Source organism: Streptomyces sp. NPDC091292, assembly GCF_044757265.1.
Lineage (GTDB): Bacteria > Actinomycetota > Actinomycetes > Streptomycetales > Streptomycetaceae > Streptomyces.
The window spans coordinates 92,548-112,379 of the sequence record NZ_JBIVUQ010000004.1; the positions used below are offsets into that span (position 1 = coordinate 92,548).

The window sequence follows — 19,832 nt, forward strand, 5'->3', positions numbered from 1 at the left end:
CACACCACTCAGCCCTGGCCTTCCTCAGAGCGGGAACGCGCTGCGGCCGTGCTGGACCGACACCCACTTGCGGGTGGTGAAGGCGTCGACCGTCGACTCGCCGTTCAGGCGGCCGAGGCCCGACTGCTTTTCGCCGCCGAAGGCGATCATGGGCTCGTCGCGGACGGTGGTGTCGTTGACGTGCATCATGCCGGTGTCGATGCGGTGCGCGAAGTTCACGCCGCGCTCGGCGTCCGCCGTGTGCACGGCGCCGCTCAGCCCGTACGGGGTGTCATTGGTGATGCGTACGGCCTCGTCCTCGCCGTCGAACGGGATCAGCAGCGCCACCGGGCCGAAGATCTCCTGCCGCAGCAGCGGCGAGTCGGCGGGGAGCCCGGTGAGGACCGTCGGCTCGACCAGGTTGCCGATCGTGCGGCCCTCGACCAGGGCCGTGGCGCCCTCGGCGAGCGCCTGGTCGACCAGGCCGCTCAGCGCCTCGGCCTGGAAGTCGTTGATCACCGGGCCGATATGGGTGTCCGGGTCGCGCGGGTCACCGGTGTTCAGCTCCCGCACCCGGGCGACGAACTTCTCCGTGAACTCCGGCTCCAGAGTGCGGTCGACGAGGATCCGGTTGGCCGCCATGCAGACCTGGCCCTGATACGCGTACCGGCTGAAGACGGCCGCGTCGACCGCGTAGTCCAGGCCCTCGTCGTCCAGGTCGTCCAGGACGACGAGCGCGCTGTTGCCGCTCAACTCCAGGATGGACCGCTTGAGATGGCTCGCCGTCACGGCCGCGACATGGCGGCCGACGCGGTCGGAGCCGGAGAACGAGACGACCTTGGGGACCGGGTGCTCGATGAGCGCGTCACCGATCTCGGCGATGTCCGTCACCAGCACGTTCAGCAGGCCGGGCGGCAGGCCCGCGTCCTCGAAGATCTTCGCGATCAGGCCACCGCCGACGACGGGGGTGTTCTGGTTGGGCTTGAGGACCACCGCGTTGCCGAGGGCGAGCGCCGGCGCCACCGACTTGAGGGTGATCAGAAAGGGGTAGTTGAACGGGCTGATGACCGCCACCACGCCGACCGGCAGCCGGTATACCCGGTTCTCGCGGGTCTCCTCGCGGGACGGCACGATCTCGCCGTCGAGCCGCATCGCGAGCTGCATCGCCTCCCGCAGGAAATCGGCCGCGCCGTGCACTTCCTGCTGGGCCTTGACCCGGGTACCGCCGAGTTCGTCGATGATGGCCTCGACTATCTCGTCCGCCCGTTCCTCGGTGATCCGCAGCGCCCGCTCGATCACCTTTCGCCGCGCGTAAGGACTCGTGGCTCCCCAGGACTTCTGCGCGCGTTCGGCGGCGCGATAGGCCGCGTCGACCTCGGCGACCGTCGCGACGGTGATCGAGGCCAGTTTCTCGCCGTTGTAGGGATTGAAGTCGATGATGTCCCACGAGCCGCTGCCGGTCCGCCATTCGCCATCGATGTACTGGTGGGCCAGGTCAGTGAAGAAGGACATGTGATCCCCAACTCAAAAGGCAAGCGCGGGCGCAAGCGCCTGATGAGACGTCATCGTACTTGTGTCTCATGAAAGTTGAAGCAGTCCACGGAGGAGATCACGGGTCTGGGACGGATCAGGACTGTCCGTCCTGAGCAGTTCCATGGCCTTTGCGTAGTGTGCGACTTCTTCTGGCTTGTCCACATAGAGGGCGCTGGTGAGCTGTTCCAGATAGACCACGTCGGAAAGGTCGGATTCGGGAAAGCTCAGCATCGTGAAACTTCCGCTCTCACCGGAGTGCCCGCCGAAGCTGAACGGCATCACCTGAAGCGTCACGTTCGACCGCTCCGACGCCTCGATCAGATGCTGCAACTGGCCGCGCATCACCTCTCGGTCGCCATACGGCCTGCGCAACGCGGCCTCGTCCAGGACGACATGGAAGTGCGGGGCCCGCTCCGACACGAGGATCTTCTGCCGTTCGAGGCGCAGCGCGACCCGCCGGTCGATATCGGCGGTGTTCGCGCCCTTCGTCCCGCGCGAGACCACCGCGTGCGCGTACGCCTCCGTCTGGAGGAGGCCGTGCACGAACTGCACCTCGTACACCTGGATCAGTGAGGCGGCGCCCTCCAGCCCCACATATGTCTGAAACCAGCCGGGCAGCACATCCGAGTAACTGTGCCACCACCCCGCGACGTTGGCCTCCTTGGCGAGTGCGAGGAGCGACCCGCGCTCCGCGTCGTCGTTCACGCCGTAGAGCGTCAGCAGATCTTCGACGTCCCGCGCCTTGAAGCTCACCCGTCCCAACTCCATGCGGCTGATCTTCGATTCGGAGGCCCGGATCGAGTAACCGGCCCGCTCTCTCGTGATGCCGCGCGCTTCCCGCAGTCGCCTGAGTTGTGAGCCCAGCAGGATGCGCCGCACCACCGAGCCTCCCCCCGCGCCTTCGGTCTGGGGGTACCCCCAGGACTCGCCTGCGGTCACTTCGTCAGCCTCCCCAACGTGTCAGGGGGCGAAGTCTGCCACTAAAACCTTCCAGCCCGTACTCGTTCGGTTACGGAAATGGAAAGCCTGCGAAAGTCCTGGACAGAAAGTCTGCGGAAGAAATCGGCGATAAGTGGTATGGGATCGTCCATTCCCGGCGCGTGCACGTGCATCTGCCCTTGCATCTGCTGTACGCATTCGGAACCATGGCACGCGCACCACCGCAGCAACCGCAGTAGCGCTACGGCCGCGAATCACGGGAGTGCCTCGCATGGGGATGAATGGATCGACCATGCTCGAACCGTTGAGGCAGGGGCTGCCCCCGATGGAGCCGTCGGCCGTCTCCAGCGCGGCGTCGTGCGCACTGCCGGCCCGCTACGAAGCGGTCGGCGAAGCCCGGAGATTCACCCGGAGAACGCTGACCGACTGGGACGCGGCCGAGCGCTTCGACGACATATGTCTCGTCGTCTCGGAGCTGGTGACCAACTCACTGCGCCACGCACTGCCGTCGGACATCCCCCGTACGGAGGACCCGCCGGTCCGGCTGCATCTCATGCGATGGGCGTCCCGGCTGGTGTGCGCGGTGCGCGACCCCAGCGAGGAGAGCCCGATCGCACGGGCCGAGGTGGACGACTGCGCCGCCGAGTCGGGGCGCGGCCTGTTCCTGGTCGAGTCGTTCAGCGACGGCTGGGGCTGGCATCCGCTCGCGGGGGCACCCACGGGCAAGGTCGTCTGGGCCCTGTTCCGCCTCTGACCCACCTCACCGCCGCCGGTACGGACGCGGCCCCCGCCCGGGTCTACGCGGGTCGACCCCGCCCCCTGTAACGTTCGAGGCCCTCTGGAACGTTCCAGCAGATCAGGGCCCGGCGACCAGATGGTCGAACTCGCCGTCCTTGATGCCCAGGAGCATGGCCTCGATCTCGGCACGCGTGTAGACCAGCGCCGGACCGTCCGGGAACCGCGAGTTGCGTACGGCGACCCCGCCTCCCGGCAGGCGCGCGAACTCGACGCAGGAACCCTGCGAGTTGCTGTGCCGGCTCTTCTGCCAGACCACCCCATGAAGCTGTGTGGCGGCCATGCCGTTGTACACGTCGTGCACAGGTCGCTCCCCGGTGGTGCAGTGGCTGATGTGGCCGATGCGGCTGATGTGACAATTGCTGTACAGGTCAACTGCTCCGGATCATAACTCTGTTTCTCATGCAGATGCATGGGCAAATGCACGTGCACGCGGGGTGGTCTCTTGGTTACAGCTTTACTGTCCCTTGACCTTGCTTCCTGGCGGCTCGGAAGGCTCTCTTCGCTCGCGTGCCGGTTCAGCGCCTGCCCCGACACCCGCCCGACATGCGCACTCCTCTGCCCGAGACCGCATGTACACGATGAGACGCACTCCGGGGCCAGGATGTTCCAGCGTTCACATAGTGGACTCGGATGAGTGGTTCGTGTTCACGTTCTCACCGCTTCCCCACAGGGGTTCGTAGAGATCGAGCCACGCGCGCACCTCCGCCAGCGGGGCGGGCTCCAGCCGGTGGATGCGCTGCCGCCCCACCCGCCGCTCCGACACCAACCCGGCGTCCCGCAACACCTTCAGATGCTCCGACAGACTCGGCCGCCGCATCGCGAAGTGCGCGGCGAGCGCCTGTACGGGCTGCGGGCCGCGCTCCCGTAACAGCCGCAGCAGCTCGCGGCGGGGGGCGCTGGCGAGCGCGGCGAAGATCTGGTCCTCGCGGGGCTCGGGGTTCTCGCGGTCCATGCGGTGTCCGTCTCGGTGGCCTGCGGTGTCCGTGGTCGGACCATGATCCACGAAGGGTGCGGCGCGCCGGTCGCCACCCTCCCCCGGCGGCCCACGCTCCGTATCCTGACGGGGTGAGCTGGCTCCGGGCGTTGCGGGAGACGGCCCGGTCGGGCGTGACGGTCGAACGGAAACGGCTCGAACCGCTCGCCGCGGCCCGGGGTGCCGCCGGTCTCGCGATCGTGATCGCGTTCAGCCTCTGGGCGTTCGGTCCGGCCGCGGCGGCGAGTTCCGCGTTCGGCGCGTTCCAGGCGGCCATCGCCACCTTCCAGCGGAGCTGGCGGCCCCGCCCCGAACTGGCCGTGGTGTCCGGCGCGACCCTCGCCGTCTCGACCTTCCTCGGCTACCTCACCGTCTCGCGTCCGGCCCTCTTCCTCGCCCTCCTCGCGCTGTGGACGTTCGTGGCCGGGCTGAGCTGGGCAGTGGGCCCCACGATCGGGCTGATCGCCACGTCCAACGTCGCGATCATGCTGGTCACGGTCACCCTGCCGACCTCGGTCGCCCAGGCCGCGGGACACGGCGTGATGATGATCGTCGGCGGTCTGGTGCAGGCCGCGCTCGTCGTACTGTTCCCGATCCGCAGATGGGGCGCCCACCGGGACGCGCTCGCCGACGCGCTGGCCGCCGAGGCGGACTACGCGCGTCGGCTGCGCCAGGACCCGGTGGCCCGTTTCGACCCCGTACCGCTCATGCAGGCCCGCGACGCCGCCGCCGTCACCTCCTGGCAGGCCCGCACCCGGCCCGCCGAACTCCACGGCGCGCGGGGCCTCGCGGAGCGCATCCGTCCGGTACTCGCCGCCCTCGCCGACCCCGCCGTCGGCGTCCCCGCCGAGGGCCCCGCCCGCGACCGCGTCCGCGAACTCCTCGCCGCGGCGGGCGCCATCCTCGACGCCGCGGCCCACGCCATCCGCCACGGCACCCCGGCCACGGTCCCGCCCCCGGCCACCGCCACGTTCCGCACCCCGGACACGAGCACGCTGCTGAAGGGCCCAGCACTGAGAGCGGCAACCCGCCTGGGCTCGCTACTGGACGACGTGGTGGAGGCCACGGAGACCCCGGTTCCCCGCCCCCGACCTCGTCTCCGGCTCCGGCTCCGTACTCGACCTCGCCCGCGTGTCCAACCCCGTTGTGGGCAGGCGTTCCGCACGGCGGAACGGGTGGGCACAACGCCAAGTGCCGGGCACCTGGACGTACAAGGGGGAGGCAGCCCGACCGGCAAGGTGAAGGTACGCCCCGGACTCCTACAGCTCGCCCCAGGCGCCGCCCGAGCAATACGGCAAGAGATCCGACCCGGCTCCCCAGTACTACGACACGCGATCCGAGTAGCCTCCGTAGCCGCCGCAGGCTACCTGCTGGGCACCGCCCTCCCCTTCGGCCACGGCTACTGGGCCCCCATGGCCGCCGTCATGGTGATGCGCCCGGACTTCTCCCAGACCTACTCCCGCGCCGTCGCCCGCTTCGGCGGCACCCTCCTCGGCGTCGGCCTGGCCACCGCCATCGGCCAGGCATTCCACCCGGGCACGTACCTCTCCGCCACCCTCGCCGTACTGAGCGCCGCACTGATGTACCTGGTGATGCGCACCGGCCAGCTCGCCGCCCAGGGCTGCATCGCCGCGTACGTCGTGTTCCTGCTCGCCATGGGCGGCGAGGAGTGGACGCAGACCGTGCCCGAGCGAGTCCTGCTCACCCTCATCGGCGGCCTCCTCGCGATGCTGTCGTACGCCGTCTACCCGGCCTGGGAGACGCCCCGGCTGCGCGCCCGCCTCGCCGACTGGCTGGCGGCGACGGGCCGGTACGCCGCCACGGTCGTCGGGCACTACGCCGAGCCCGCGGGAAAGAACGCGCCCGACGTCCGTACCGCCCTCCTCGCGTCCCGCGCGGCCCGCACCGCCTGGCACGAGGCGGTGGACCGCGCCCGGATCGAACCGGTGCGCCACCGCGGTCTCGCCCCTGCGGCGGCCGAGGCCGCGGCGGAGGCCGTGGGGCACATCGGCCGCGCGGTGATGCTCATCGAGGCGCACCTCCCGGAGCCGGGCGACCCACCGGTCCCGGCCGCCGCCGCCTTCGCCGACGCCCTGCGCACGGCCACCGCGAAGGGCGCGAAAGCGGTACGGGAACGGCGCGTTCCGGAGTGGGGCGCGGTACGGGACGCCCTCTCCGCGTGGGAACGGGTAGGGGTGCGGGACCAGGTCGTACGGCAGGGCGCCGAGATGGTCGTCGACGCGCTGGGGCAACTGTCGGACGCGCTGGCCGCCGCCGACGGCGGTCAGGACGTCGGCAGACCCGCCGTCGGGAGCCCGTCCGGCAGTTGACCGTCCTTGGTCTTCTGGTACGTCTCGGTGCCGAGCCCGCCCTCCCAAGTGATCTTGAGGGTGTCGGCGTTGACGGAGTCGACCATGCCGTGCGCCCGGTTGTCCTTGCCGGTGGTGCAGGTGAGTTCGATCATCTGCATGCCGGAGTCCTTGGACACCGCGCCGCTGCACACCGATCCGCCGGTCTCGAAGAGGCCCGCCTGGGAGCCGGTGACGACCAGCGCGACGACCTTGCCGCCGTTCGTGGCGACCCAACTGCCCTCCAGCGCACCGGCCTTGGCGCCGGAGTCCGCCCCGGAGCCCGACGACGAGGACGCCGACGAGGACGAGGAAGCCGACGAAGAGGGGGGCGCGCTGCCGGACGGATCCGCCTTGTCGGCGGTGCATCCGGCCAGCGCGAACAGCGCCACCAGACCCACGGCCGCGACACCGGCCCGGCGGACAGGTCCCGACGCCACAGAATTCACCGAAGTCCCAGCAGACACGGAAGTCCCCCCAGTCACGGATCGCCACGGATGGTCGCGGATGGCCACGGATGGCCGCGAGCCCGCAGCAAGCTACCAGGAGGACTTGCGCACACCCGGGAGGAAACCGGCGTGCGCCTGTGCGCGTACGCCGATCCGTGAGAGGCCGAAGGCGCGCAGATAGCCGCGTGGGCGGCCGTCCACACTGTCCCGGTTGCGGACCCGGGTCGCGCTCGCGTCACGCGGCTGCCCGCGCAGTTCCCGCTGGGCAGCGAGCCGTTCGGCGTCGGTGGAGCCCGGCCGGCGGATGATCTCCTTCAGCTCGGCGCGGCGCTCCGCGTACCGGGCGACGATCTCCTGGCGGCGCCCATTCTTCGCGATCTTGCTCTTCTTGGCCATCAGACCTTCACCCCGCGGCCACGAATCCTGGCGACGGCGGCCTCGACGCCGATCACGTCGACGGTCTTGATCCCTTTCGCGCTCAGCCGCAGCCGGACGTACCTGCTCTCGCTCGGCAGCCAATAGCGCTTGCGCTGGACATTGGGGTCGAAGCGGCGCGAGGTGCGCCGGTGCGAGTGCGAGATCCGGTTGCCGAAGCCGGGTTCGGCGCCGGTCAGCATGCAGTGGGCGGACAAGGGGACACACCTTTCCGTCGGCCGGTCGGCCGACCGTTCGGGAGGCTCGTTCGAGAGCTGTTCGAGAGCCGTTCGGGGCCCTCTTGAAAATGGGACCCATTTTCATTACACTACCAGCATGGCACGCAACGAACTCCGCCCGGTCATCAAGCTCCGGTCCACGGCGGGGACCGGCTACACGTACGTGACCCGCAAGAACCGCCGTAACGACCCCGATCGCCTGACGCTCCGCAAGTTCGACCCGGTCGCCGGCCGGCACGTCGACTTCCGCGAAGAGCGCTGAGCCGAGCCGCCTCCGCGCGGCCCAGGAAGGACACAGGTACACACGCCATGAAGCCCGGAATCCACCCCGCGTACGGGCCGGTCGTCTTCCGCGACCGCGCCGCCAACCACGCCTTCCTCACCCGGTCGACCGCGACCAGCGACAAGACGGTCGAGTGGGAGGACGGAAACACCTACCCCGTGGTCGACGTCGAGATCTCGAACGTCAGCCACCCCTTCTACACGGGCAACGCCCGCGTCCTGGACACGGCGGGGCGCGTCGAACGCTTCGAGCGCCGGTACGGCCGGGACGCGCGCCGGGGCGAGGCCGGCTGATGGCTGCCGGTCACGAACCCGGAGCCGACGACAAGCCCGACCCCGGTCCCGGTCCCGGCCCCCGCGCGCACCGTCCCGCGCGCGGGGGCCTTCATGTCGCCCTCGTCGGCGGGCTGCACGCCGACGCCCGTAAGGAGACGGTCGAACGGCTGCTCGCCGCCGTCCCGGGGAGCGTCGCCCTGCACCACGACCTGTCGACGGCGCCCGAGGGCACGGTGCGGCGGACGGTCCGTGACGCGCGCGGGGTGCTCTCCACCGGGGACACGCCCCTGGTCAACGACTGCGCGTGCTGCGCGCTGCGCGAGGACCTCGTACCGGAGATCGCCCGCATCCGTGACGAGCGTGACCGTGCGGCCGGTGTGCGGCTCGCGGTGGTCGAGCTGTGGGACTCCGTCGAGCCCAAGGCGATGGCCGAGGTGGTCGCCGCGCACGGCTTCACGGTCAGCGCGGTGATCACGGCGGTCGACCCCGCGCTGATGCTGCCGTACCTCGCCAACGGCGACGACCTGGCCGACGTGGGGCTCGCCGCCGCCGCGACCGACCAGCGGACCGTCGCCGACACCTGGGCACGCCAACTGGAGTACGCGCCCGTGCTCGCCGTCGCGGACTCGCCGGAGGCCGACGACGAGGACCGGGCCCTGCTGGCGCAGCTCCATCCGACCGCCCGCCAGGTTCCGATCGGCCACGGTGACCTGGCGGGCGCCGCACTCGGCGGCTTCGGTGCGTTCGACGTGGAGGCTGCGGCAGCCGCGCAGCACCCCGCGTGCGCGCGGCTGCCCGCCGACGCCGACGAGGCCGGTGTGTCCACGCTGGTCTGGCGGCGGCGCCGGCCGTTCCACCCGGAGCGGCTGTACGCGGCCCTGGAGGACCTGACCTGTGCGGCGGCCCGCAGCCGTGGCCGGTTCTGGCTCGCCGACCGGCCCGACACGCTGCTGCACTGGGACGCGGCCGGGGGCGCCCTGTGCGTGGAGAGTGCGGGGCCGTGGCTCGCGTCGCTGCCGGACGCGGCCTGGGAGATGGTGCCGCCCGTACGGCGGGCCGCCGCCGCGCTCGACTGGCACCCCGCGCACGGCGACCGCTGTCAGCATCTCGTCTTCACCTCGCCCGGTCTGGACCGCGACGGCCTGGCGGACCTTCTGGAGTCCTGCCTGCTGACCGACGCCGAGTACGCCGCCGGGCGCGACGCCTGGAAACGGCTGCCGCCCGCCTTCGACACCCTCCTGGAGGTCTGAAACCCATGCCCCGCAAGCCCAAGCCCGAACGGGGGCCGGTCAAGTCCCGGCCCAACCCGCTCGATCAGGCCAAGATCACGTACATCGACTACAAGGACACCGACCTACTCCGGAAGTTCCTCTCCGACCGGGGCAAGATCCGCAGCCGCCGGGTGACCCGGGTTTCGGCGCGGCAGCAGCGGCAGTTGGCGCGGGCCGTCAAGAACGCGCGCGAGATGGCGCTTTTGCCGTACTCGTCGTCACGCTGACCCGAGCGCGGCGTCGCCTCCGGTGTGCGCTCCGGCGTGCCGGAGGGTCGCCGCGTCCGCCGCGCGGGTGCCGTCGGTCCAGCCCGCCTCGTCGGAAACGCCCCGTACGCGCGCGTGGGTGGTGTGCGGGAACATGCGCTCCGTGCTCGCCGCGACCGCGACCTCGCGCGCGGCGAGCACGGGCAGCGACTCCGGCTCCGCCGAGGTCACGCGCCGCGCCGTCGCGGTCAGGCGGTCACCGATCCGGTGCGCGTAGGCAGCCAGGAACGACTGCCGGAACGTCTTCGTGCGTTTGCGTCCGGCGGCGCGCTGGGCGGCCTCCGCGCGGGTCATCGCCGCGGTGCCCTGCACCAGGAGCGAGGTGTACAGCAGCTCCACGGCGTCCAGGTCCGCGTCGAACCCGACGACCGTCGAGAACCCCAGGTCGCCGTTCCACACGGCGCGGCAGCGGTTGGCGGTGGCGACCGCGTCGAGCAGGACCGCCTTCGCCGTCTCGTACGGGGCGTCCACGCCGATGCGACAGGCGCCCGGCGCCGCCTCGCGTGAACCCGCGCGCGTACGGGACGACAACAGCGCCTCGTCGACACTGTGCCGCGCCATCAGCTCCTGCGCCTTCGCGCTCAGCGCCTCCGCCTCCTCCGGGAAGGTCGTCGCCTCCGCCTTCGCGAGCAGGGCCCGGATCCGGGTGAGCATGCGCGGCTCGCCCACGGTCGGGGCGGCGGCGGTCGCGGTGCCCGTGCCCGGCGGTGGGCCGACCGGTTCGATCGCGGGCAGGGCGAGCAGCAGCCGGTACAGCTCCAGGACGGTCGTGGCGTACGAGAAGCGGTCGGGTGGCGGGCCGTCGGTGGGGACTTCGCCGACTGCGGTGAGCTGGTCGGTCCAGCGGGGCGGCAGGGTCGCGTACCGGGAGGTCTCGGAGCGGATCAGGCGGGCGGCGACGCGCAGGTGCGGGTCCGCCAGGTCGCGGCGGATCATCCGTACGATGTCGGCCGGCTGCCAGCCCCGGTGCCAGGCGGCCCGGAGGAACTCCTCGCCTCGGCGGGTGAGTTCGGCGTCCGCCGAGGGGGTGGCGGCCAGGAGGGAGGCGGCGGCGTCGAGCGCCGCGTCTCCCTCTTGGTACAGGGCTGTGCCGAGTGCCTGGTCGATTCCCACGGTTCTATGTTCTCAGGGCTGGTCGGGTGAGGTTGTCCACAGGTTGTGGACAACTGCTGGGCGTTGCGGGGTTGCGGGGCTGCCTGTGACGGTCACCGGTGTTGTCAGTGGTGGCTGCGACACTCGCGGATATGAGTGGGCGGTGGGGTTTGGCGCTGGTCGAGGGTGGTGGCGTGGAGGTCGCCGCCCTCGGCCCGGACGGGCTGCCCGCGGGGCCCGTGGTGCGGGAGGCCGACCTCGTCGAGTCCGTACGCGCACGCCCCGAGGTCACTCGCTGGGTCTGGCGGTCCACCGCCGACGTGTATCCGCGACTGCTCGCCGCAGGCGTGTCCGTGGAGCGGTGTTACGACATCGAGGCCGCCGAGACCCTGCTCCTCGGGCACGAGGGGCGGCTCGGGGAGCCGCATTCGGCAGCGGCGGCCTGGGCGCGGCTGCACCAGGCACCCGTACCGCCGGACCCCCCGCAGCGCGCCGCCGCGCCGGGCGCCCAGTCGCCGCTGTTCGAGCCGCAGCCGGTGCCGATGGCGCTGGACGCGCTCCTGGAGGTGTACGCCGATCAGCAGCGGCGGCACGACGCGGCCGAGCACCCCGGCCGGATGCGGCTGCTCACGGCGGCCGAGTCGGCGGGGATGCTGGTCGCCGCGGAGATGAACACGGCGGGGCTGCCCTGGCGCGCGGACGTGCACCGCGAGGTCCTGCGCGAACTGCTCGGCGAGCGGTACGCGGGCGGGGAGCCGCGCCGGCTCGCGGAGCTGGCCGACGAGGTGTCGGCGGCCTTCGGACACCGGGTCCGCCCGGATCTGCCCGCCGAGGTGGTGAAGGCGTTCGCGCGCGCGGGCGTGAAGGTGCGGTCGACGCGGCGGTGGGAGCTGGAGTCCGTCGACCATCCGGCCGTGAAGCCGCTGATCGAGTACAAGAAGCTCTATCGGATCTGGGTGGCGCACGGCTGGTCGTGGCTCGGCGACTGGGTGCGCGACGGCCGCTTCCGCCCGGAGTATCTGCCGGGCGGTACGGTCACCGGGCGCTGGGTGACCAACGGCGGGGGCGCCCTTCAGATCCCGAAGGTGATCCGGCGCGCGGTGGTCGCCGACCCGGGGTGGCGGCTGGTCGTCGCCGACGCCGACCAGATGGAGCCGCGCGTCCTCGCGGCGATCTCCCGCGACCCCGGCCTGATGGAGGTCGCGGGCCGGGGCACGGATCTGTACCAGGAGGTGTCGGACCGCGCCTTCTCCGGCGACCGCGACCAGGCGAAACTCGCCGTGCTCGGCGCGATCTACGGCCAGACGTCGGGCGACGGCCTCAAGAACCTCGCCGCCCTGCGCCGCCGCTTCCCGCGCGCGGTGGCGTATGTCGACGACGCGGCGCGCGCGGGCGAGGAGGGGCGCCTCGTACGGACCTGGCTCGGCCGGACCTGTCCCCCGGCGGCGGGTACGGAAGATGCGGCGGGCCTGGAGGAGGCGGGCATCCCTCAAGACGAACCCACGGCCGACGACGGATCGGCCACCGGCACGGGCACCGGCTCCGACCCCGGGTACGGCTTCACCCCGGGCTATGCCTCGTCCAACTCCCGCGCGCGGGGCCGCTTCACGCGGAACTTCGTCGTCCAGGGCAGCGCGTCCGAGTGGACGCTGCTCCTGCTCGCGGCCCTGCGGCGGGCCTGCGCGGGGCTCGCGGCCGAGCTGGTCTTCTTCCAGCACGACGAGGTCATGATCCACTGCCCGGCCGAAGAGGCGGACACCGTGGCGGCAGCGATCGAGGAGGCCGGCGCCCTGGCCGCCCGGCTGACCTTCGGTGAAACCCCGGTCCGCTTCCCGTTCACGACGGCGGTGGTGGAGTGCTATGCGGACGCCAAATGACCCCGGTTTCGCTCGTGTTGAGATTCTGACCTCACGGCAGGCGGGGATGGGCGCCGCAGTCAGGCCCAACCGTGTTCCGTCAGGTCACCTTCGTTCCCCAGGTACCCGAGGAGACCGGCCTTCGGGTACTCGATGATGTCCTCGGGCAGCTCGTGGACGCTGAACCACTCCAGACCGAGGCACTTTTCCGGTTCCCGGTTGACCGGTTCTCCACTCCACTCGGTGGCCTCGAAGAAGAACCCGACCCGCTCCACGGTGTCGTCCTGCTGGTGGTGCACGACGTGGACCAGGCGCAGATGATCAGGGTCGACCGAGATGCCGGTTTCTTCCAGCAGTTCGCGCGCGGCCCCCACACTCAGGGGCTCACCCCGGTCGAGCTTGCCTGACGGCATGTGCCAGCGGCCGTAGCCGTAGGGGCCGCCGCGCTGTGAGAAGAGCAGCTTGTCCCCGTCGCGGAGGATGACGTGGGTGTCGATGACGGGTTGTGCGGGTTCCGGATTCATGGTTCCTGGGGGGTCGTCGGGGGCGGTAGGGCCCCCGACGGTACCGGCGGTGCGGAGAGTGTGTCGGCGATCGTGACCGCGACATCCGTTGGGGTGGCGGTGCCGGTGTTGACGACGAGTACGGGCACACCGGCCGCCTGGAGGGTGCGGGTGATCTCGTCGTAGAGCTGGACTTCGCGGGCGGGCGCGGTGGGGTCGCGGTGGAATCGGTTGTGAGGCCCGCGGGCGGCTATGCGTTCGGCGATGAGGCCGGGGTCGGCGGTCAGGATGACCGCGAGATCCGGCATGAGGACGTTCCGGTTCAGGTCGAGGAGGAACTTGAGAGGGACGCCGTCCAGTTGCTGCATGACGAAGGTGGATGCGACGTACCGGTCCGTGATCACTGTGTCCCCCGCGTTGAGCCGGGGCTCGATCTCGTGCTCGACGTGCTCGTACCGGTCCGCGGTGACCAGGCAGGCCAGGGCGTGCCCGCGGATGGTGGCGAAGTGGCTGCTGATGAAGCGGCCGAGGTCGCTGGCGGTGGGCTCCACGGTCGGGTACACGGTGTTGCCCCGGCCGGTCAGCTCGGCATGCAAGGCATTGGTCGTGGTGGACTTTCCGACGCCGCTGGGGCCGTCGAGGGTGATGAAGTGACCGCGTCGTGCGGTCATGCCGCCGCTCCTTCGGTCGCCTGGTTGCGCTCGTGTTGTTCGCGGGTGAGCGTGGCCAGGGTGGAGCGGATCTTGGTGAGGGGGACGTCGCCGAACTGGATGCCGACGGAGAAGTTGAATTCGTCACGTTGACGCATGGACTCGTCGGCTCCGTCGGACGTCAGGTCGACGTCTCCGTACGCCAGCAACGCGTCGGGGTCGTGGCCGGCTGTGGTGAGGGTCTGCCAGACGGGTGTTCCGGGGTAGGGGCGGAACTCGAACACGCTGGCCCGTATGTCGCCGGGGTTGTTGTCGGCGATGCGCCACAGATTGTGGATGTGACGGACTGTCGCTTGCATGTCGTCGTGGGTCTCACCGGGGAACCCAAGGATGAAGTAGCCCTTCACGCCGATGCCGTGCTCGACCAGGCGCCGGGCCACGCGTTCGGTCATCTCGGCGTTGATCCGCTTGTCCATGGCCTTGAGGATGGCGTCGCTGCCGGATTCGATACCGAGGGCCACCTCCCGTAGGCCGTTCGTGACAAGCCGGTCCAGTTCGTGGTCGGAGATGCGGTCGAGGACGTTGATGCGGCCGGTGGCGTCCCACACGTAGCGCTCACCGATCCTGTGGCGGGTGAAGGCGGCCATCTGTTCCTCGATGACCCGGCCGACGCCGAGGAAGAGGTCGTCGACGAAGCGGAAGGCGGTCACACCGTACTCGGCGTGCAGTTGGTCAAGTTCCCCGATGATGTTCTCGGGGTCCCTGACGCGGATCGTGAGGTCCGGGTTGGCGCTGACGGCGGCACCGCAGAACGTGCAGTTGTATGGGCACCCGCGGCTTCCGACGATGTTCGCCTCGATGTGCCCGGCGTGGGCCGCGGTCCGCAGAAGCGCCGTATGGCGACTTGCGGCGAGGCGCCGGTCCGTCTCCGTGGGCGCGGCCTGGTAGGGGTCCTGGGGCAGGAACGCTCGGTTGACGTACGGCAGGGTGTTGATGTCCGGGCCGAGCATCCGGGCGCTCAGCTTCGTGTCGGCCGGGATCCCGGTCGCCCGGGTCCCGAGCAGGGGGTCGCGCCACACGACGCCAGGCAGTTCGCGGCGGCGTTGCTCGTCCTCCAGGAGGGCGGCGACGCGCAGCTCGCCCTCGCCGAGGACGAGTGCCCGCAGCTTGGCCATGCGGGGGTCGGCGAGGACACGGTCCGGCATGGCCTTGGCGTGGTGTCCGCCGACCATCAGGGCGATGTCCGGATCGAGGGCTGCCGCGATGCGTGCGGACATCTCGTAGGTGGGGGCGAGGAGGTTCATCGCCGCCCACCGCGGTGTGGCGGCGTTGACCAGTGCCGCTGTCTGCGTGATGCCGAGCCCGTGCGCCTCGGCGTCCAGGACGCCCACGTTGAACCCGGCCTGCTGCGCGTATGTGGCGATGTACGCCATGCCCAGCACAGGCAGTGTGTAGTCGTTGGTGCGCGGTCGTCGGTCGTAGTCGCGCAGGGGCGCGTTCACGAAAAGGGCGTCAAGCGCGTGGGCCGGATCGGCTCCGGCGATCAACGGTAAGTGCGACATCGGTCCTCCTGGTCAGCGGGCATGGGAGCCCCAGGTGAGGGTGGCGAGCGTCAGGGTGTGCACAGCGGTCCGGTCCCGACCTGCCATGCCGGTCCACATCGGACCGAACGCCTTGTCCTTCTTGTCGGGCCAGTCGAGACCGGGCGCGATCTGCGCGGCCCAGGTGCGCACGGCGAGGTCGTCGTGCGGATAGATGCTGAAGTCCCCGGTGAAGTCGGCCGCCGCGGCGGACGCGGTCCAGGGGCCGATCCGGGGGACACCGGTCAGCGCCGCCACCAAGTCGCCCGCATCCAAGCGGTGCCATTGAGCGCTATGCCGCTCGCAGTGGGTGGCGGCGGCTTGCAAGGCGGTGCGGTGGAACTTGGCGCCCACCGCCGCGAACTGGTCGTCATCGAGCGTCAGGACCCGCTCCGCGGACGGGGCGACGGCCAGCGTCCCGTGCGGTGTGTCGACGGTGGTGCCGTAGGTCTCGCACCACGCCCGGTACAGCTTCCGGGCCTGCCCGGCACGGACGACCTGCCGGAGGATGGCGGTGGTGATCGCGTCCCACAGCGACGGGTTGGCCGGCCGCTGCGTGGGCCCAAGTTCATCGAGTCCGGCCTTGAGCACGGCGGGGACGGTACCGGGCAGGCACGCGGGGTCGGTGGTGACGACGACCGGCTTCACGTCCTCGGTCCCGTGCGCGCAGGCCATGTGCAGGCCGGTGCGGCGGTCCCACGACAGGACCCAGACCCCGGACGCAGTGCGTACGGCCCGCACGCGGCCTCCGGTCCCGGTCTCGATCCAGGCGGGGTGATCAGTCGTCAGAACGCCGGTCATGGACGTGCTCCTCGGGGTGTTGTGCGGTTGGTGCGTCGTAGCCTCTCGCGCCACGGCGGTCCGTCGCGCGCGACGACGGGATGTCAGGCGCGGCCGAGGAGAGTGCCGTCAGGCGGTTCTTGGAGTGGGGCAGGTTCCGGCGTGGCCGGCGAACAAGGGGCAGGCGAAGTCGTCGTGCGGGGAGCGGATGCAGTCGGAGAGCGTGACCACCTCGCTCAGGGGGCCGAGCCATCTCACCCACACCACGTTGGTGCCGGTCAGGTGGCGGAGAAGGCGGTAGTGCGGGCCGGAGTGGCGGGGGCGCAGAGTGCACCAGGACGTCAGGAAGAGGTCGTCGTCCGCCCCCGGGCCGCCGTCGATGGCACATACGGCCTCCATCTGGTCCATAGTGAGGTGGCCGCCCCGCCGGCCACAGCGCACGACTGCCTCTCCGGACTCGACCAAGTGCCTGGCCAGGATCTCCGCGTAGGCCGGCTCACGGACGGCACGGCGGATTGATTCCATGTCGAAATCCACGGCACAGACCTTCCCGTCAGTGGCTCTCTCGGTGGCTGCGGTTCGTAGGTATGCGAGGAGGGGGTGAGGTTGGCGTGGTCCGTCGCCCTGCGCCTCGGGTGTGAACGTCCAGGCAGTGCGCTGCCAGTTCAGCGTGGGCCGAGTGCAGTGTGCAGTTCCTCGTCCAGAACGGCAGTGAGCGCGTCGGCGTCGGTGAGGTAGCGGTGGGGGGTGGGTGGCTGCATCCACTCCAGGCCGGGCCGGTCGGTCCAGTGCACGGGAGGCACGGCGACGTAGGTACCGTCGCCCAAGACCTGGACATGCTGGGAGAGCCTGCCCCGTGCGGTGACGGTGTCCGGGAGGACGAGCCAGTACATCGCGAGGGCGTAGCCGTCGCGGATGACCGCGCCGGATGCGTCCCGGAGGCGTGCGCGGGCGGGTTCGCCGATGGACTGGGGCACACGTACGGCGTCCCAGTAGCGGCCCGCATTGACGAGCTGGACGCTGATGCCCTGCGGCGGGTGCCACGCTTCGACCGCGCGGTGACGGCTCCCGGTGCGCATCTGCTCCAAGTGGCCGGCGAGAGCCTGGACGGAGCGGGCGAGGGACTGAGTGAGTTTCACCTCGGCCGACAGGGAAGGGCCGGGGGTCAGATCGAGGCGCCCGCGGGCCTCGCCGACGCACAGCATGGCGCGCAGGGGCGGCCCGGCGTGCTGCGCGGTGCGGGCCGCGTCCTCCACGGCGGGGACGAGTTGCATCAGGGCGCCCCGTAACTGGGCGCGGAGAGTGTCGAGTTCGTTTCGGGTGGGCGGATCTGCCGTCTCCGAGAGGACGCTGTCGGCGAGCGCGAGCATCGCGGCCGTGTCGAGCGGCGACGTTCCGGACGTGCCCTCGCCGGAGCTGCCGGCCGCAGGCTGATCGCGCACCCACTCGGTGAGCCGGTCACTGAGCAGAGGCCGCTCCTTGCCCTCATCGGGCACGTCGGTCTCCCTGATCGGACCTGATGCTGAGCTGACCATGGAATCGCCTCCTTTTGTCGGCTTGGTGTACCGAACCAGTTGACCGTTCCAAAGGGCGCACGATCGGTCTGGGGTGCCGGACTTTCAGGCGGACTTTTTGATCCGACGTCCAGGTGAATTCACTACCGTTGGAGGCAGTTGGCCAGAGCGAGGGCAAGCGAGGGGACTGGCATGACGGCAGTAGGGACAGGCAAGCTGGCGAACCTACGCAGAGATGCCGGCTACACCCAGGCGTCCTTCGTCGCCGCGTTCCTCAAAGAGGCTGCCCGGCTGGGAATCCCGGCGACAACCGGCGTCCGTCAGGTACGGCGGTGGGAAACCGGGAGTCCGCCCCCGCTGCCCCATCCCGGCCAGCAACTCGTACTGGAGGCGATGTTCGGTCTCCCGCTCGCCGAGATGGGGTTCGAAGTTCCCGCCCATCGCAAGGCCATTGGTGAGGGAATCAGCGACGATGGAGAGGTGAAACGTCGAACCTTCGTCACTCATTCGGGGGCGATTGCGGCTGCGTCGATCCTTCCGGACCGGCATGGGCCCCGTATTGGCGCCGGCGAAGCAAGCGAACTCCGTGGGCGGCTACAGAGTCTGTACACCGTGGATCACGTTTCAGGCGGCATTCCCGCCAAAGCGCGCGCCCAGAAGCTGGAGCACCTGATCACGACGATCTTGAATGAAAGCGTCTACACAGGAAGGATCGGCCAGGCCCTCCAGACCACCCTGTGTGAACTTTTGTGTCACCGGGCCTGGTTCGGATATGACGGTGGCCCGCCCGAAGAAGCGCGGGCCGTGTGCATGGAAGCGATGACCACCGCTCAGCTCGTCGGCAGTCCTTTGCTCCAAGTACGTGCACTCAACACCCTGTCCCTGCTCTCTGTGGATGCCGGGCGCTCCTGGGAGGCCGCCTCGGCGGTGGAGAACGCCTACTCCCTCGCGCAACGGGCAGGCGCCGGGCCAACCGTTCACTTGGTGATCTCCTTGCGTGAGGCGAATGCCGCGACCAGTGCGGGGGATCTGTCGGGGGCCCGCCGCGCCTTGATGCGTGCGGTGTCCTACCAGGGGCGTGCGGACGGGGAAGCCGAGGTACCCCGATGGGCACGTTTCGCCGGGCCCGTCGAAGTGGACTACGCCACTGCCGCATACCACGCCAAGGACGGCAAGCCCGCGCGAGCCGTCCCCTTCCTGCGCTCAGCGGTGGACGGGCTCGGCGGCGGGTACACCCGCAACGCTGCCTGGTACCGGGCCCGGCTTGCTCAGACGCTGTTGGCAACGGGCGAGGTCGAAGAGGCATGCCACGAGATGACAGGCGTACTTCGCGCGTGCGGTGGTGTGTCCTCAGCGCGCCTTCGGCACCGCCTCAGCGCCTTTGAGTACGCCGCCAAAGCAATCGATCATCCCGCCGCGCGTGAAGCGGTCGACCGCGTAAGGCATGCGAAGGCGAGCGCGTGATGAGCGAGTTCGAGGACATCACCGTCGAATACATGGACGGCGCGGCAGCGGCGCAGGCACAAGATGCGTTCATGTTCGTCTATGCCGAGGCGTTCGCTGAACCGCCCTATCTGAAGTCCTCCGCCGATGTTGAGGCCAACACCGCGCGGTTCCGTTCTCAGGTGCGGAAAGCGACCTTCCGCGCCGCTCTCGCCCGCTCCGCCGATGGCACTCCGGTCGGTATCGCCTACGGCTATCCCCTCGGTCCTCGCACGGGATGGTGGGATCACCTGACCGTTCCCGTGTCAGCCGAACTCCGCCATGAGGACGGGAACCGTACCTTCGGCCTGATCGAGCTTGCCGTTCGGGCATCCTGGCGGCGGCGCGGCGCGGCCCGGCGACTGCACGAGATGATCCTCGCCGGAGCTACTGAAGAACGCGTGCTGCTGAATGCGCGGCCCGATGCCGATGCCGCGCAGGCCGCCTACCGATCATGGGGATACCGCAAGGTGGGTGAGGCCCACCCATGGGCTGGAGCGGCCCTCCACGACGTGATGATTCTCGAACTGCGCGAACAACAGTGACGGCAGAACCGGCGCTTGCAGAAGCCCTCCAGCGCAGAGAGGAACCGAGCGGCCCGCACACGC

23 protein-coding genes are annotated in these 19,832 nt (G+C 70.3%); 9 read left to right on the top strand and 14 right to left on the bottom strand.

Annotation, left to right across the window (positions count from 1 at the left end):
• Window positions 1–24 precede the first annotated feature (24 nt).
• Window positions 25–1,491 (bottom strand): aldehyde dehydrogenase family protein, encoded by a 1,467-nt coding sequence (locus ACIQNU_RS14580; RefSeq protein ID WP_401365782.1) that lies wholly within the window; start codon window positions 1,489–1,491, stop codon window positions 25–27.
• 66 nt (window positions 1,492–1,557) lie between these two features.
• Window positions 1,558–2,451, bottom strand: a complete 894-nt coding sequence (locus tag ACIQNU_RS14585; RefSeq protein ID WP_401365784.1) for a helix-turn-helix domain-containing protein — start codon at window positions 2,449–2,451, stop codon at window positions 1,558–1,560.
• 292 nt (window positions 2,452–2,743) lie between these two features.
• Between ACIQNU_RS14585 and ACIQNU_RS14590 the strand changes: the two genes are divergently transcribed.
• Window positions 2,744–3,205, top strand: coding sequence for an ATP-binding protein (locus tag ACIQNU_RS14590; RefSeq protein WP_401365786.1), 462 nt, complete (start codon window positions 2,744–2,746; stop codon window positions 3,203–3,205).
• 102 nt (window positions 3,206–3,307) lie between these two features.
• On the opposite strand, the gene ACIQNU_RS14595 is transcribed toward ACIQNU_RS14590, so the two are convergent.
• Window positions 3,308–3,529: a DUF397 domain-containing protein gene (locus tag ACIQNU_RS14595; RefSeq protein ID WP_389892990.1), complete on the bottom strand. Its 222-nt coding sequence runs from the start codon at window positions 3,527–3,529 to the stop codon at window positions 3,308–3,310.
• Window positions 3,530–3,862: 333 nt separating this feature from the next.
• On the bottom strand, window positions 3,863–4,201 hold the full coding sequence (locus ACIQNU_RS14600) for an ArsR/SmtB family transcription factor (RefSeq protein ID WP_401365788.1): 339 nt from the start codon (window positions 4,199–4,201) through the stop codon (window positions 3,863–3,865).
• A gap of 113 nt (window positions 4,202–4,314) precedes the next feature.
• Between ACIQNU_RS14600 and ACIQNU_RS14605 the strand changes: the two genes are divergently transcribed.
• Entirely contained in the window at window positions 4,315–6,552 is a 2,238-nt protein-coding gene (locus ACIQNU_RS14605) for an FUSC family protein (protein ID WP_401365790.1), read from the top strand.
• Here ACIQNU_RS14605 and ACIQNU_RS14610 read toward each other — a convergent pair.
• From ACIQNU_RS14610 to rpmB, 3 genes are all read right to left on the bottom strand, one after another.
• On the bottom strand, window positions 6,507–7,010 hold the full coding sequence (locus ACIQNU_RS14610) for a hypothetical protein (protein ID WP_401365792.1): 504 nt from the start codon (window positions 7,008–7,010) through the stop codon (window positions 6,507–6,509). The two genes, ACIQNU_RS14605 and ACIQNU_RS14610, sit on opposite strands and share 46 nt — an antisense overlap.
• A gap of 99 nt (window positions 7,011–7,109) precedes the next feature.
• Window positions 7,110–7,415 carry a 30S ribosomal protein S14 gene (rpsN, locus tag ACIQNU_RS14615; RefSeq protein WP_401365794.1) on the bottom strand — a complete coding sequence of 102 codons (306 nt, stop codon included), beginning with the start codon at window positions 7,413–7,415 and terminating at the stop codon, window positions 7,110–7,112.
• Window positions 7,415–7,651, bottom strand: coding sequence for a 50S ribosomal protein L28 (gene rpmB, locus ACIQNU_RS14620; RefSeq protein ID WP_401365796.1), 237 nt, complete (start codon window positions 7,649–7,651; stop codon window positions 7,415–7,417). Before rpmB ends, rpsN begins: the two co-directional genes overlap by 1 nt.
• A gap of 118 nt (window positions 7,652–7,769) precedes the next feature.
• On the opposite strand from rpmB, the gene rpmG reads away from it, so the two are divergent.
• From rpmG to rpsR, 4 genes are read left to right on the top strand one after another with little or no spacing between them, the layout of a single operon-like run.
• A complete protein-coding gene (gene rpmG / locus ACIQNU_RS14625) occupies window positions 7,770–7,934 on the top strand; it encodes a 50S ribosomal protein L33 (protein WP_333932256.1) in 165 nt (54 codons plus the stop codon).
• Between the two features lie 47 nt (window positions 7,935–7,981).
• The gene (locus ACIQNU_RS14630) at window positions 7,982–8,248 is read left to right on the top strand and encodes a type B 50S ribosomal protein L31 (RefSeq protein WP_401365798.1); all 267 of its coding nucleotides are present in this window, start codon (window positions 7,982–7,984) and stop codon (window positions 8,246–8,248) included.
• Entirely contained in the window at window positions 8,248–9,480 is a 1,233-nt protein-coding gene (locus ACIQNU_RS14635) for a CobW family GTP-binding protein (RefSeq protein ID WP_401365800.1), read from the top strand. Before ACIQNU_RS14630 ends, ACIQNU_RS14635 begins: the two co-directional genes overlap by 1 nt.
• Window positions 9,481–9,485: 5 nt before the next feature.
• The gene (gene rpsR, locus ACIQNU_RS14640) at window positions 9,486–9,728 is read left to right on the top strand and encodes a 30S ribosomal protein S18 (RefSeq protein WP_401365802.1); all 243 of its coding nucleotides are present in this window, start codon (window positions 9,486–9,488) and stop codon (window positions 9,726–9,728) included.
• Here the strand turns inward: rpsR and ACIQNU_RS14645 are convergent.
• Window positions 9,720–10,880, bottom strand: a complete 1,161-nt coding sequence (locus ACIQNU_RS14645) for a DUF2786 domain-containing protein (RefSeq protein WP_401365804.1) — start codon at window positions 10,878–10,880, stop codon at window positions 9,720–9,722. The two genes, rpsR and ACIQNU_RS14645, sit on opposite strands and share 9 nt — an antisense overlap.
• A gap of 131 nt (window positions 10,881–11,011) precedes the next feature.
• On the opposite strand from ACIQNU_RS14645, the gene ACIQNU_RS14650 reads away from it, so the two are divergent.
• Window positions 11,012–12,736, top strand: a complete 1,725-nt coding sequence (locus ACIQNU_RS14650; RefSeq protein WP_401365806.1) for a bifunctional 3'-5' exonuclease/DNA polymerase — start codon at window positions 11,012–11,014, stop codon at window positions 12,734–12,736.
• Window positions 12,737–12,795: 59 nt separating this feature from the next.
• On the opposite strand, the gene ACIQNU_RS14655 is transcribed toward ACIQNU_RS14650, so the two are convergent.
• The 6 genes from ACIQNU_RS14655 to ACIQNU_RS14680 form a co-directional block, all read right to left on the bottom strand.
• Window positions 12,796–13,239 carry an NUDIX domain-containing protein gene (locus ACIQNU_RS14655; protein WP_401365808.1) on the bottom strand — a complete coding sequence of 148 codons (444 nt, stop codon included), beginning with the start codon at window positions 13,237–13,239 and terminating at the stop codon, window positions 12,796–12,798.
• Entirely contained in the window at window positions 13,236–13,889 is a 654-nt protein-coding gene (gene tmk / locus ACIQNU_RS14660) for a dTMP kinase (protein WP_401365810.1), read from the bottom strand. Before tmk ends, ACIQNU_RS14655 begins: the two co-directional genes overlap by 4 nt.
• Window positions 13,886–15,430, bottom strand: coding sequence for a B12-binding domain-containing radical SAM protein (locus ACIQNU_RS14665; protein WP_401365812.1), 1,545 nt, complete (start codon window positions 15,428–15,430; stop codon window positions 13,886–13,888). Before ACIQNU_RS14665 ends, tmk begins: the two co-directional genes overlap by 4 nt.
• Before the next feature lie 12 nt (window positions 15,431–15,442).
• On the bottom strand, window positions 15,443–16,249 hold the full coding sequence (locus ACIQNU_RS14670) for a hypothetical protein (protein ID WP_401365813.1): 807 nt from the start codon (window positions 16,247–16,249) through the stop codon (window positions 15,443–15,445).
• Window positions 16,250–16,357: 108 nt separating this feature from the next.
• Window positions 16,358–16,753, bottom strand: coding sequence for a hypothetical protein (locus ACIQNU_RS14675; RefSeq protein ID WP_401365814.1), 396 nt, complete (start codon window positions 16,751–16,753; stop codon window positions 16,358–16,360).
• A gap of 140 nt (window positions 16,754–16,893) precedes the next feature.
• On the bottom strand, window positions 16,894–17,763 hold the full coding sequence (locus ACIQNU_RS14680; RefSeq protein WP_401365816.1) for a DUF6415 family natural product biosynthesis protein: 870 nt from the start codon (window positions 17,761–17,763) through the stop codon (window positions 16,894–16,896).
• A 171-nt stretch (window positions 17,764–17,934) separates the two neighbouring features.
• On the opposite strand from ACIQNU_RS14680, the gene ACIQNU_RS14685 reads away from it, so the two are divergent.
• Together ACIQNU_RS14685 and ACIQNU_RS14690 are read left to right on the top strand one after the other, a co-directional pair.
• Window positions 17,935–19,206, top strand: coding sequence for a hypothetical protein (locus ACIQNU_RS14685; protein WP_401365818.1), 1,272 nt, complete (start codon window positions 17,935–17,937; stop codon window positions 19,204–19,206).
• The gene (locus ACIQNU_RS14690; protein ID WP_401365820.1) at window positions 19,206–19,769 is read left to right on the top strand and encodes a GNAT family N-acetyltransferase; all 564 of its coding nucleotides are present in this window, start codon (window positions 19,206–19,208) and stop codon (window positions 19,767–19,769) included. Before ACIQNU_RS14685 ends, ACIQNU_RS14690 begins: the two co-directional genes overlap by 1 nt.
• The last annotated feature ends 63 nt before the right edge of the window (window positions 19,770–19,832 follow it).

What these genes read in the sequence shown, in the direction of transcription:
- ACIQNU_RS14580 (WP_401365782.1), bottom strand. Translation starts at nt 1,491, where the DNA reads ATGTCCTTCTTCACTGACCTGGCCCACCAGTACATCGATGGCGAATGG.
- ACIQNU_RS14590 (WP_401365786.1), top strand. Translation starts at nt 2,744, where the DNA reads ATGCTCGAACCGTTGAGGCAGGGGCTGCCCCCGATGGAGCCGTCGGCC.
- ACIQNU_RS14595 (WP_389892990.1), bottom strand. Translation starts at nt 3,529, where the DNA reads ATGGCCGCCACACAGCTTCATGGGGTGGTCTGGCAGAAGAGCCGGCAC.
- ACIQNU_RS14600 (WP_401365788.1), bottom strand. Translation starts at nt 4,201, where the DNA reads ATGGACCGCGAGAACCCCGAGCCCCGCGAGGACCAGATCTTCGCCGCG.
- rpsN (WP_401365794.1), bottom strand. Translation starts at nt 7,415, where the DNA reads ATGGCCAAGAAGAGCAAGATCGCGAAGAATGGGCGCCGCCAGGAGATC.
- rpmG (WP_333932256.1), top strand. Translation starts at nt 7,770, where the DNA reads ATGGCACGCAACGAACTCCGCCCGGTCATCAAGCTCCGGTCCACGGCG.
- ACIQNU_RS14630 (WP_401365798.1), top strand. Translation starts at nt 7,982, where the DNA reads ATGAAGCCCGGAATCCACCCCGCGTACGGGCCGGTCGTCTTCCGCGAC.
- ACIQNU_RS14635 (WP_401365800.1), top strand. Translation starts at nt 8,248, where the DNA reads ATGGCTGCCGGTCACGAACCCGGAGCCGACGACAAGCCCGACCCCGGT.
- rpsR (WP_401365802.1), top strand. Translation starts at nt 9,486, where the DNA reads ATGCCCCGCAAGCCCAAGCCCGAACGGGGGCCGGTCAAGTCCCGGCCC.
- ACIQNU_RS14650 (WP_401365806.1), top strand. Translation starts at nt 11,012, where the DNA reads ATGAGTGGGCGGTGGGGTTTGGCGCTGGTCGAGGGTGGTGGCGTGGAG.
- ACIQNU_RS14655 (WP_401365808.1), bottom strand. Translation starts at nt 13,239, where the DNA reads ATGAATCCGGAACCCGCACAACCCGTCATCGACACCCACGTCATCCTC.
- tmk (WP_401365810.1), bottom strand. Translation starts at nt 13,889, where the DNA reads ATGACCGCACGACGCGGTCACTTCATCACCCTCGACGGCCCCAGCGGC.
- ACIQNU_RS14665 (WP_401365812.1), bottom strand. Translation starts at nt 15,430, where the DNA reads ATGTCGCACTTACCGTTGATCGCCGGAGCCGATCCGGCCCACGCGCTT.
- ACIQNU_RS14670 (WP_401365813.1), bottom strand. Translation starts at nt 16,249, where the DNA reads ATGACCGGCGTTCTGACGACTGATCACCCCGCCTGGATCGAGACCGGG.
- ACIQNU_RS14675 (WP_401365814.1), bottom strand. Translation starts at nt 16,753, where the DNA reads ATGGAATCAATCCGCCGTGCCGTCCGTGAGCCGGCCTACGCGGAGATC.
- ACIQNU_RS14680 (WP_401365816.1), bottom strand. Translation starts at nt 17,763, where the DNA reads ATGGTCAGCTCAGCATCAGGTCCGATCAGGGAGACCGACGTGCCCGAT.
- ACIQNU_RS14685 (WP_401365818.1), top strand. Translation starts at nt 17,935, where the DNA reads ATGACGGCAGTAGGGACAGGCAAGCTGGCGAACCTACGCAGAGATGCC.
- ACIQNU_RS14690 (WP_401365820.1), top strand. Translation starts at nt 19,206, where the DNA reads ATGAGCGAGTTCGAGGACATCACCGTCGAATACATGGACGGCGCGGCA.